6 protein-coding genes are annotated in these 11,293 nt (G+C 67.7%); 2 read left to right on the top strand and 4 right to left on the bottom strand.

Going from position 1 to position 11,293, the window contains the following annotated elements:
- Nucleotides 1–97 precede the first annotated feature (97 nt).
- The 4 genes from VFZ09_RS00400 to chrA all read right to left on the bottom strand — a co-directional run bounded on the left by VFZ09_RS00400 (nucleotide 98) and on the right by chrA (nucleotide 6,560).
- Nucleotides 98–3,136: an ATP-binding protein gene (locus VFZ09_RS00400; RefSeq protein WP_329725420.1), complete on the bottom strand. Its 3,039-nt coding sequence runs from the start codon at nucleotides 3,134–3,136 to the stop codon at nucleotides 98–100.
- Nucleotides 3,133–3,747, bottom strand: coding sequence for a DUF4194 domain-containing protein (locus VFZ09_RS00395; protein ID WP_329725419.1), 615 nt, complete (start codon nucleotides 3,745–3,747; stop codon nucleotides 3,133–3,135). Before VFZ09_RS00395 ends, VFZ09_RS00400 begins: the two co-directional genes overlap by 4 nt.
- Nucleotides 3,744–5,180, bottom strand: a complete 1,437-nt coding sequence (locus VFZ09_RS00390; RefSeq protein ID WP_329725418.1) for a DUF3375 domain-containing protein — start codon at nucleotides 5,178–5,180, stop codon at nucleotides 3,744–3,746. Before VFZ09_RS00390 ends, VFZ09_RS00395 begins: the two co-directional genes overlap by 4 nt.
- 231 nt (nucleotides 5,181–5,411) lie before the next feature.
- On the bottom strand, nucleotides 5,412–6,560 hold the full coding sequence (gene chrA, locus VFZ09_RS00385; protein ID WP_329725417.1) for a chromate efflux transporter: 1,149 nt from the start codon (nucleotides 6,558–6,560) through the stop codon (nucleotides 5,412–5,414).
- A 306-nt stretch (nucleotides 6,561–6,866) separates the two neighbouring features.
- On the opposite strand from chrA, the gene VFZ09_RS00380 reads away from it, so the two are divergent.
- Together VFZ09_RS00380 and VFZ09_RS00375 are read left to right on the top strand one after the other, a co-directional pair.
- On the top strand, nucleotides 6,867–8,942 hold the full coding sequence (locus tag VFZ09_RS00380; protein ID WP_329725416.1) for a M13 family metallopeptidase: 2,076 nt from the start codon (nucleotides 6,867–6,869) through the stop codon (nucleotides 8,940–8,942).
- Between the two features lie 107 nt (nucleotides 8,943–9,049).
- Nucleotides 9,050–11,290, top strand: coding sequence for a prolyl oligopeptidase family serine peptidase (locus tag VFZ09_RS00375; RefSeq protein ID WP_329725415.1), 2,241 nt, complete (start codon nucleotides 9,050–9,052; stop codon nucleotides 11,288–11,290).
- Nucleotides 11,291–11,293 lie beyond the last annotated feature (3 nt).

Here is an 11,293-nt window from a genome sequence, read left to right as displayed (position 1 = left end):
ACCCTTTCCAACCGTCCTGCTTGCTACCCGCGCCCCCGGGAGGGCCGACGTCTGTTCTGTGCTCGAAATCGCTCACAAGAGCCCCTGGTTCCTGCTCTCATGCATGAGTTGGGCCAGTTGTCATGAATATGATGGGCTCACGCCAGCGCTCGGAAGCCGAGAAGCCGAACCAATTGCGCACGTCCGTCACCCGGCGGGTCCACCGGGCATCCAGCTCCGCATGGCCCTCGCGCCCGCGGAAGCGCTCGATGATGCGCTTGACCTCGAGGAACTTCTTCTCCGAGTACGCATCGTCCTCCGAGCCCGTGAGCGCCCCTTCCGTGCAGGCGCGCAAATCCTGTTGGAACTCGCGCACGTCCGGGTCGGCGCTCGAAGCGGTCTCCAGGACGATGTATCGCCCCGGGTTGTAGTCGATGCCTTGGAGTGAGCGGTTGATGAGCTGGATGCGCTCGAGGATGTCCTGGCGCTCGCGATGAAGCTGGGCCTGGAAGTTGGCCACCTCGCGGATGGTGTTCTCGTTCAGCAGGCTCTTGAAGCGCGCCTCGAAGGCGGGCAGGCCGTCCTTGCGCAACGACTCCAGCATGCCGATGTATTCGCCCGCGGCCTCCAGCCGGGCGTCCACTTCCTGGGTGTCCAGCGGAAAGGCCGCCCGGTAGGCCTCCATGGCGGAGATGATGGCGTCACGCACCGTGGTGAGCTTCCGGTTCTCGGCATCGATGCGCTTCTGGAGTTCTTCGCGCACCTCCCGTTCGCGCTCGTCACAGGTCTCCACCTCGAGCGTATCGCTCCCCCACCTCTCCGCGTACAGGGCCGCGACACGCGGGTAGTGCGAGCGCAGGGGCTCGGGAGTCTGCTGCTGGAGCAGCTCGCACCTGGCCAGCTCCTTGCGTGCGCTCTCCTCGTGCGTTTCCAGCCGGCCTTGGAGCTTCTCCACCTCCTTGAGCTTCGTTTCCGTCCGCTTCAGCTCGCCCTCGAGCTTCTCGAGCTGGCGCTGGAGGACGCGCAGCTTGTTGGACCCGGACTCGAGCTCGCGCAGTTGCTCCTCCAGGCGCTGGAGGTTGGCGGCGACGGATGGCCAGTCCAGCTCGCGGAAGGAGTCGAAGACGGCGAGTTGGCTCAGCACCTCGCTCCGGCCTTGCAACGCCTTGCGCCGGGAGTCCAACGCCTGCCAGCGCTCGAGCACCTCGTGGATGTGTGTCTCCAGCTGACGCGCCCCGGCTTCCAGGACGGTCCGCTTCTGTTCGTTCGTCCAGCCGAGTACCCACTGGGAGCGGTCATCGAGCCGATGCCGGTCGTCCTTCTCGTGCCGCCCACCCGGGTTCTTCATCTGGCCCGTGGCGGTCAGCGCCTGACGCTCGCGCCGGAACTGCTCCAGGGTGTCGCAGCACACGTAGTCGAAGCGCCGCGCGAGCTCCGCCTCCAGCCACCGGTACATGCCCGAGTCCGGTTTGATGGAGAGCTTGCGGAGCAGCGATTGGGGATGAGGCGTGTGCGCCCGTGCCGCTGGCTCTTCGTGGACCCGGTAATAGACGAGCCGTCCGCCCAGGTGGGTGCGATTCACCCACTGCGTCACCTGCGGGTAATGCGCGTCCGGCACCAGGAGCGAGAGCCCGAAGGCGTGCAGCACGCGCTCGATGGCTCCCTGCCAGGCGTGTTCCTCCTCCCGCACTTGCAGGAGCTCGCCCGTGAAGGGCAGTGTGTCCACGGGAAGCTCGAGCCCGGCACACAGCCGCTCGCGCAGCTCCAACATGCGGTGGGGGAGGTTGGAGCGCCGCCGCCGCAGCGACTCGAGCTCGGCGGTGACCTCTTGATGTCTGCTCTTGAGGTCGCGCAGCTCGACCCCCAGGTCGGTCAGTGCGTTCTGGGTCTGGGAGAGCTCGCCTTCCGCTTGCTGGCGCAGCCTGGGGAGGTCGCGGCTATTGGCCAGGAAGCGCTCGACGTCCGTGGCCTCCGGCAGCCCCAACTCCCGGGCCATGCGTGCATACCGCTCGGCCTTCTGGCGGCGCTCCTCCTTCTCCCGGTGGTGCTGGGCCAGCTCCGCTTTCAGCGACTCGATGCGCTCGCCACCATTGGCCGCGATGTCCTGCTTGAGCCGGTCTCGCTCCCGGCCCTGGTGACCGCGCTCCTCGGTCAGCTGCTCGGCTTCAATCCGCGCGCTCTCGCGTCTGGCCTTCAGCTCCGCGAGCTGGACCTCGACGAGCCGGGCCTTCTGCTCGGAGAACCACGGGCGCAGCGCCTCGCGGCAGTTCCGGAGTACCTCCACTTCGGCCACCAGCGTGCCGTGGCGCTCACAGTCCCGCACCAGCGGCTCGAGCTGGCTGACCTGACGCTTGGCCTTGAGCACGGCTTCGTGCGCGCGGTGAAGGTGCTCGAAGTGGGCAATGAGTGCCTCCAGGCGCTGCTCGGTGGAGGACGGCTGCAACATGTGCTGGCGCACGAAGTCCGTGAGGTTTCCCACGGACTTCATCGACACGGTCTGATGGAAGAGCTCCAGCGCCTGCTCGTTCCCGATCGCGAAACGCCGCCGGAAGGCGGCCTGGTAGGGCGGGAACGTCTCGTGCACCTCACGGGTGAGCCCCTTGAGGCGCTTCTTCAGGGTTCCGAGGTCCGCTCCAAAGCCAGCGAAATGCTCGGCAATCGAGAGCCGTGCGTCCGCCACCACGAAGAGCCGCTGGGGCTGGCCCTCGGCTTCGCGCATCCAGAGCACCTGCGCCAGCGTGACGTGCTGCGCATACCCCTCGTTGTAGAAGTGGCCGAGCAGGACGGAGTAACTCGTCCCGTTGCGCAGGAAGATGGGGCGGGCGCCATGTCCTGTCTCACCCCGCTCGGACTTGTACTGTCCCAGCACATAGGAGCGCGGGGTGCGCTCGCGCGACTCCGCCCCCGCCGCCTTGTTGTAGGCGAGCTTCTGCGGGGGGACGAGCAACGTCACCAGCCCATCCACCAGGGTTGATTTGCCCGAGCCGATGTCGCCGGTCAGCAGCCCGTTGTCGCCACCGAGGTCCAGGTGCCACACCCGCTCGTGGAAGGTCCCCCAGTTGTAGACCTCGAAACGGTGGAGCCGGAAACCGCTCCGCTCGCTGGAGGTGTGGGAGTCGAACAGGTGGCCTTGCGTGATGGGAATTCCGGTGCTCATGACCTGTCTCCCCCTTCCTGCACGAGGTGGGCGTGGTAGTCCGCGAGCCGCTGTTGGAAGGTGTCCAGCCACTGCGCATCGACGAAAGCCTTGAGGATGCGGCGGACCTCGAGCGCATCGTCGGTGCCCCTCATCCGGCGAAGGAAGCCCAGCTCCACCACCTTGGCGATGTCCGCATCGAGCCGGTCCTCCAGACGCGCCTGATTGGTTCCGTCTGGCAGGAACAGACGCACCATCTCCAGGATGTCGTCGCGCCGGAGCACGAGCCGGCTGTCACCTCCTGTCGCGTCCGCCTCCGCCAGCTTCTTGCGCAGGAGCGCCAGGAGCAGGCTCACCCCGTAGCCCAGCTGCCGGCGTGGGACGAGGCGCGGCAGCTCCGGCTCGCCCTCCACGGCGGGCCGCTGGCGCAGGTAGGCGTAACCCTCGGCCTCGTCGAGCATCAACTGCAGACCCAACACCGTTACATGGTCACGCACGCGCGCCTGCAACTGGAGCAGCTCCTGCCAGAGGGAGGGATCGCTCTCCTGGTAGAGCACCCCCTTCATCAGGGAGACGAGCACATGGGAGAGGGAAGGGGCGGAGCCCGTGGGGTTCGAAGTGGGGAGCGTCATCGGTGGAATCGCACCAGGGGAAGGATGGCGCGGCGCACGTGGCCCCGCGCGTCCGTCCAGAAAAGGGTCTGTGAGGTGTCCTCCTCGACCGCGGCGCGCCGGTCCTCGGCGGCGAGACTCAGGTAGGCCACCAGCTCGGCGAGTCCGTGCTGGAGTGGGTGCTCCCGCACGAGCTCCGCGAGCGACACCTGCTCGCGGGCCTGGAGCGCGTGACGGACGTTTTCACGCAGCTGCGCCTTGTCGATGAAGGTCTGATGGAAGAGGGCCTCGGCGGGGACCTCCTCGCTTGCCTCGAGCACCGTGGCGTCCGCCATGCACGGCCGGAAGGGGGGCGAGAAGAGGGGCCGCTCCAGGGGCAACTCCACCGCGGGGGCGGGCTCATCCAGCTCCATGAAGGCGCGCTCGGGCGGGTGGGCCCGCACCGCGAGTGCATGGTGCTCGACGCCCCGTAACAGCTGCATGATGCGGCGGTTCTCCAGCCAGACACGGTCGTCGAGATAGCGTCTCAACTGCTCGGAGAGCCGCGCCACGGTGCGCTGGGTGTGCTCACCCGCCTCGAGCCAATCGAAGTGGATGCGCATCAACCGTGGGTCCGGGTGGAGCGCCTGGACCGCCGGCTGGGCAAACACCCGCTCGAGCTGGCGGGTGAGCTCTTCCTGGCGTGTGGGCGACATGAGGAAGTCCCAGAAGGCCCGGAAGCTGCGTCCCTCGGCCGAGCCACTGATGGTGTCGCGCTCGCCAAAAACCGTTTCCAGCAGCTCTCCCTTGGCGCCTTCCCAGGTCGCGACCCGCTCACGCAGGGAACGGTCATGGTCGACGAACCTGTGCTCCAGCTCGCGGAAGTCGGACAGCAGTCCGCGGGCGGTGTCCGCCATTTGTTGGAAGCGGTCCTTGAGGGCGGACTCGTCCATCAACTCCAGGTGCCCGGCGCGCAGGCGAGCCATCTCCTTCTCGAGCTCGCCTTTGCGGCGCTCCAGCTCCGCGAGCCGGGCCTGGGCGTCCAGCTCCGTTCCCTCCGTCATCTGCTCCAACAGGTGGAAGATGGTGAGCAGCCTCGATTCCGTTCCCACGAAGGCCCGTTGGTGGAGCTGAACGAGCCAGTCCATGGCGCGCACGGTCGCCGGAGTCAGGTCGAAGTGGGGCTCGTCCGTGTCAGGTGGGTAGAACTTGCGCAGCCAGCCCCGGCCGTCCGCCGCCCAATCATCGAGGTAGGCCCCTGCCGTCCGTGGAAAAGCCTCTTCCCCCCATCGCTCGCGCAGGGCATGCAGGTGGTCCTCGAGCCTCGTCACCAGCTCGCGTTGGGACAGTGCCCGCGCGTTGGCCTGGAGGAAGACGCCGTGGAGGAAGCTGATGATGAGCGGAGCGTGGTCCGCGACGAGCAGCCGCCAGGCGGGATGTTTCTGTCGCAGGGTCTCGAGCGTCGCGAAGTCCATGGCGTCTGCCTCGGACGCGGGGCAAGGACACCCGCGTGAGGCCGCTCAGGGTAGGAGCCAGGAAGTCACTTCCCAGGCATGGCTCCGCATGGAGAGCGTCTCTCATTGGTAATGAGGACAGGGTGCTTTGTCTGTACCACTCGAGGGGTAGACAGGAACCTGCCTGGTGGGGAGGCGAGCAGCTCTGGCCGGCGTCCCCGTGGTTCCGCGATAGCCGCGTCGCGTTGGCCATCAGCCCACCAGCAGCCCCACCAGCGCGCCACCCAGCACGAGCCACGCGGAGTTGACGCGGTAGCGGATGAGCAGCACGGCGCTGACGAGCGCGAGGCCCACCGTCCACACGTCCACCAGGGCCGCGCGCCCGAGCTGCCAGGTGACGGTGGCCATCAGCGCCAGGGAGGCCACGTTGACGCCGTCGAGGAACGCGCCCGCCACCCACGAGCGGCGCATCCGGGGCACCAGCGGTCCGCTCACCGCGACGAAGAAGAACGCGGGCAGGAAGATGCCCACCGTGGCCACCACCGCGCCCGGGGCGCCTCCCAGCACGTAGCCGATGAAGGTCGCCGTGGTGAAGACGGGCCCGGGCGTCACCTGGCCCACCGCCACCGCGTCCAGCAATTGCGCCTCGGTGAGCCAGCCCCAGCGCTCCACCAGGTCCGCGCGCAGGAAGGCCAGCAGCACGTAGCCACTGCCGTACAGGATGGAGCCCACCTTCAGGAAGAAGAGGAACAGGCCGCCGAGGCTGAAGCCCGGAGCCGCCGTCGCCGCCATCACTCCGCCCAGTGGCAGGCCCGGGAGCAGTGCCTTCACCGACGGGGGCGCCATGCCTCCGCCCTCGCGCCGCCGGGCCACCCACCGGCAGAGCGTCACGAAGCCCCCCGCCAGCAGCAACAGGAGCAGCTCGTTCACTCCCAGGACGCCCAACGCCACGCAGACCACGCCCACCGCCGCCAGCAGCTTCGTCTTCGCCGCCCCGCGTGTCAGTCCCCAGATGGCCTGCAGCACCACGGCGATGATGACGGGCTTCACGCCATACAGGACATGCCCCACCCGCGGCAGCTGCCCGAAGCGCGTGTACACCCAGCCAATGGCCGACACGATGAGGAACGCCGGCAGGATGAAGCACGTGCCCGCCACCACCAGCCCGCTCCAGCCCGCCCGCCGATGGCCGATGTGGATGGCCAGCTCGGTCGAGTTCGGCCCGGGAATGAGGTTGGCGGCTCCGAGCAGATCCAGGAACTCCTCGTGCGTGAGCCACTTCCGGCGCCGGACGACCTCGTCCTCCATCAGCGCGATGTGTGCCGCCGGGCCTCCGAAGGCCGTCGTCCCCAGCCGCAGGAAGAGCAGCGCCAGCTCCCTCAGTGCCCCCGCCTGGCTCACTTCCGCCGCTCCGCTCCGACGAGCAGCGTCGCGGGTGGAGCCTCGCTGGACAGAAGGCGATCGAAACGCATCGCGTCACACCCTCCCTTTCCGGCCGCTCTTCGCACGGATTTCCCTCGCTGTCGCGGCTCATTCGCGTCACGACGCTGCGTGTCGCCGGGTGCACCAGGGGCCGGTGGACGCCCGGAGCGCTGCTCGGGCAGCATGCGCGACCTGAAGGAGGAGCATCCAGGCAGCCATGGGAATTCCCAGCCGCTCCTGGGGTTACCTGCCTTCGTCTCACCCGATACCGCACAGCGAGAACGCATGAACAGCAAGAAGCCCCTCCGTCTTTCCTGGGCTCCCACGCTCGGGGCCTGCCTCCTCCTGGGATGCACGGCCACCTCGCGCACCACCCAGCCGGACGCGGCCGTCCAGGCCTCCACGCCCCGCGCCCTCGGCGTCGACACCCAGAACTTCGACCCCAGCGTGCGCCCGCAGGATGACTTCTTCCGCTACGTCAACGGCACGTGGCTGAAGACGGCGGAGATCCCCGCCGACAAGGCCCGCTACGGCTCCTTCATCGAGCTGCGCGACAAGAGCGAGGCCGCCCTGCGCGTCATCATCGAGGAGGCCGCCTCCACCCAGGGCAAGAAGCCCGGGACGGATCCGCAGAAGGTCGGTGACCTGTACCAGAGCTTCATGGACACCGAGCGCATCGAGTCGCTCGGCCTCCAGCCGGTGCGCGGGGACCTCGAGCGCATCTCCGCGCTCCAGGACAAGCAGGGGCTGCCCGAGCTGTTCGCCGCGCTCGCGCGCATGGGCGTGCAGACGCCGCTCACCGTGTACGTGAGCCAGGACGCCAAACAGGCCACGCGCTACATCGCGCAAGCCAACCAGAGTGGCCTGGGCCTGCCGGATCGCGACTACTACTTCAAGCAGGAGCCGCGCTTCGCCGAGACGCGCGCCGCGTACCTCACGTACATCGAGACGCTGCTGGGCCTGGCGGGGGAGAAGGACCCGGCTGGCGCGGCCAAGGCCGTCCTGGCGTTCGAGACGTCGCTCGCGGAGAAGCACTGGGACCGCGTGCGCAACCGTGATCGCGAGGCCACCTACAACCTCAAGAGCGTGGCCGAGCTGGATCAGCTCACCCCGGGCTTCTCCTGGTCGCGCTACCTCAAGGCCCTGGGGGCGGAGAAGACGCCGGGCGTCGTCGTGCGCCAGCCGGACTACTTCCAGGCCATGGACGCGGTGCTCGCCCAGACGCCGCTGCCCACGCTCAAGCAGTACCTCGCCTTCAAGCTGCTCGACGACATGGCGCCCCTGCTCAGCTCCAGGTTCGAGCAGGCCGAGTTCGTCTTCCGCGGCAAGACGCTCCAGGGCCTCCAGGAGAACCGCCCCCGCTGGAAGCGCGGCGTGGAGACGGTGGACGGCGCGCTGGGCGAGGTGCTCGGCAAGCTCTACGTGGAGCGCCACTTCAGCCCCGAGAGCAAGGCCCGCATGCAGCAGTTGGTGAAGAACCTGCGCGTCGCCTTCGAGAAGGGCATCGACCAGCTCGAGTGGATGAGCCCGGACACGAAGACCCAGGCCAAGGCCAAGCTGGCGAAGTTCAACGTGAAGATCGGCTACCCGGAGAAGTGGCGGGACTACTCCGCGCTCACCGTCAGCAAGGACGACCTGGTGGGCAACGTGAAGCGCGCCACCGAGTTCGAGGTCCGCCGCAACCTCGACAAGCTGGGCAAGCCCATCGACCGGCTCGAGTGGATCATGACGCCGCAGACGGTGAATGCCTACTACAGCTCGACGATGAACGAGATCGCCTTCCCGGCCGCCATCCTCCAGCCTCCCTTCTTCAATCCCGAGGCGGATGATGCCGTGAACTACGGCGCCATCGGCGGCGTCATCGGCCATGAGATCAGCCACGGCTTCGATGACCAGGGCAGCCGCTCCGACGGTGACGGCAACCTGCGCGATTGGTGGAGCGCCGAGGACAAGTCCGCCTTCCAGCAGCGCACCGGCATGCTGGCGGACCAGTACTCCGCCTTCACCCCGCTGCAGGGGATGAACCTCAACGGCAAGCTGACGCTGGGAGAGAACATCGGCGACCTGAGCGGCCTGACCGTGGCCTTCAAGGCCTACAAGCTGTCGCTGGGCGGCCAGGAGGCTCCGGCCATCGAGGGCTTCACGGGAGATCAGCGCTTCTTCCTCGGCTGGGCCCAGGTGTGGCGCACGCTGCACCGCGACGATGCCCTGCGGCAGCTGCTCCTCACGGACACGCACTCGCCCGGCGAGTACCGGGTGAACGGCGTGGTGCGCAACATGCCCGAGTTCTACTCCGCCTTCGGTGTGAAGGAGGGTGACGGCGTGTACCTGCCTCCCGAGAAGCGCGTGAAGGTCTGGTAGTTTTTCAGTGACGGCGTGCTCCCGGGGGCGCTTCCGACGCGGCGAGTCATGTGACTCGGTGTCTGTTTCGGAAATACGCCCCCGGGCTGATAGGTTCGCGCGCCACCATGAAACTCCGCGCTTTCTCCGCCGCCGCGTGTGCCCTCTGGCTCACGCACTGCAGCCATGCTCCCGCGCAGCTGGAGGCCCAGTCCCCCAGCGCGTCCCAGCCCTCCACCGCGCCCTCCGCTTCCAGCTCGGCGAGCGCTTCCTCCCAGGCCTCCTCGCGCCCGAGCTATCCCGCCGCGCGCAAGGACGACGTGGTGGACGACTACCACGGCACGAAGGTGGCCGATCCGTACCGCTGGCTGGAGAACCCCGACTCCCCCGAGTCCCGTCAGTGGATCGAGGCCCAGAACCAGCTCACCTTCGGCTATCTGGAGAAGCTCCCCCTCCGCGCTCAAATCAAGCAGCGGATGACCGAGCTGTGGGACTACGAGAAGTACGGCGTGCCCTGGCGTGAGGGCAATCGCTACTTCCTCTTCCGCAACAACGGCCTGCAGGCCCAGTCCGTGCTCTACACGGCCGACTCGCTCGCGGCCGAGCCCCGCGTCCTGATCGATCCGAACACGCTGTCCGCGGATGGCACGGTGGCCCTCTCGGGCCTCGACATCACCGAGGATGGCAACCTGATGGCGTACGGCGTGGCCTCCGCCGGCAGTGACTGGAAGGAGATCCGCGTGCGGGACGTGCGCACGGGCAAGGATCTGCCGGACATCATCAAGTGGGTGAAGTTCTCCGGCTCGTCCTGGACGAAGGACGGCAAGGGCTTCTTCTACAGCCGCTATGACGAGCCCAAGGCCGCCGAGGCCATGAGCGGCGCCAACTACTATCAGAAGCTCTATTTCCACAAGCTGGGCACGCCGCAGGCCGAGGACGTCCTCGTCTACGACCGCAAGGACCAGAAGGAGTGGGGCTTCGGCGGCTTCGTCACGGATGACGGGCGCTACCTGCTCATCAACGTCTCGCGCGGCACCGAGCCGAAGAACCTCGTCTTCTACAAGGACCTGAAGGACTCCAGGTCCCCGGTCGTCGAGCTGCTCAAGGACTGGGAGGCGGAGTACGAGTACGTCGGCAACGACGGCACGGTCTTCTGGTTCAAGACGGACCTGGACGCGCCGCGCGGCCGTGTCGTCGCCATCGACCTGCGCAAGCCGGAGCGCAAGAGCTGGAAGGAGATCATCCCCCAGGGCGAGGAGACGCTGGCGCACGTCAACCTCGTCAACAACCAGTTCATCGTCAGCGTGATGAAGGACGCGCACTCGCAGGTGAGGCTGTACTCGCTGGAGGGCAAGGCGAAGGGCGAGCTGGCGCTGCCCGGCCTGGGCACCACCTTCGGCTTCGGCGGCAAGCGCCAGGACACGGAGACCTTCTACGCCTACTCCAGCTACACCACGCCGACGACCATCTACCGCTATGACCTGAAGGCCGGCCAGACCCAGGTGTTCAAGGCGCCGCAGGTGAAGTTCGACCCGTCGCAGTACGAGACGACGCAGGTCTTCTACACGAGCAAGGATGGCACGCGCGTCCCCATGTTCCTCAGCCACAAGAAGGGGCTGAAGCTGGATGGGAACAACCCGACGCTGCTCTACGGCTACGGCGGCTTCAACGCCCCGATGACGCCGGGCTTCAGCGTGGCCAACCTGGTGTGGATGGAGCAGGGCGGTGTCTACGCCGTGGCCAACCTGCGCGGGGGTGGCGAGTACGGCCGCGAGTGGCACGAGGCCGGCACGAAGCTGAAGAAGCAGAACGTCTTCGACGACTTCATCGCCGCGGCCGAGTGGCTCATCGCCAACAAGTACACCTCGACCCCGCGTCTGGCCATCACCGGCCGCTCCAACGGTGGCCTCCTGATTGGCGCGGCGGTGACGCAGCGTCCGGACCTGTTCGGCGTGGCCCTGCCGGGCGTGGGCGTGATGGACATGCTGCGCTTCCACAAGTTCACCATCGGCTGGGCGTGGACGAGCGACTACGGCTCCTCGGAGAACCCGGAGGAGTTCAAGGCGATCCACACGTACTCGCCGCTGCACAACCTGAAGCCGGGCACGCGCTACCCGCCCATGCTCGTCCACACCGCGGACCATGATGACCGCGTGGTGCCGGGCCACAGCTTCAAGTTCACCGCGGCCGCCCAGGCGGCACAGGCCGGTGACGCCCCGGTGCTCATCCGCATCGAGACCAAGGCGGGCCATGGTGCCGGCAAGCCCACCGGGAAGATCATCGAGGAGTACACGGACCTGTGGGCCTTCACGCTGCAGCAGATGGGGCTGGGCGTGGGTCAGGCCGTCGCCGGTGACCAGGCGCGCTGAGCC

The sequence above is a fragment of the Archangium sp. genome, assembly GCF_036277355.1.
Classification (GTDB): domain Bacteria; phylum Myxococcota; class Myxococcia; order Myxococcales; family Myxococcaceae; genus Archangium.
The sequence above is the reverse complement of the archived record's forward strand: the minus strand, read 5'-3'. Positions and strand labels throughout refer to the sequence as shown.

What these genes read in the sequence shown, in the direction of transcription:
- VFZ09_RS00400 (WP_329725420.1), bottom strand. Translation starts at nt 3,136, where the DNA reads ATGAGCACCGGAATTCCCATCACGCAAGGCCACCTGTTCGACTCCCAC.
- VFZ09_RS00395 (WP_329725419.1), bottom strand. Translation starts at nt 3,747, where the DNA reads ATGACGCTCCCCACTTCGAACCCCACGGGCTCCGCCCCTTCCCTCTCC.
- VFZ09_RS00390 (WP_329725418.1), bottom strand. Translation starts at nt 5,180, where the DNA reads ATGGACTTCGCGACGCTCGAGACCCTGCGACAGAAACATCCCGCCTGG.
- VFZ09_RS00380 (WP_329725416.1), top strand. Translation starts at nt 6,867, where the DNA reads ATGAACAGCAAGAAGCCCCTCCGTCTTTCCTGGGCTCCCACGCTCGGG.
- VFZ09_RS00375 (WP_329725415.1), top strand. Translation starts at nt 9,050, where the DNA reads ATGAAACTCCGCGCTTTCTCCGCCGCCGCGTGTGCCCTCTGGCTCACG.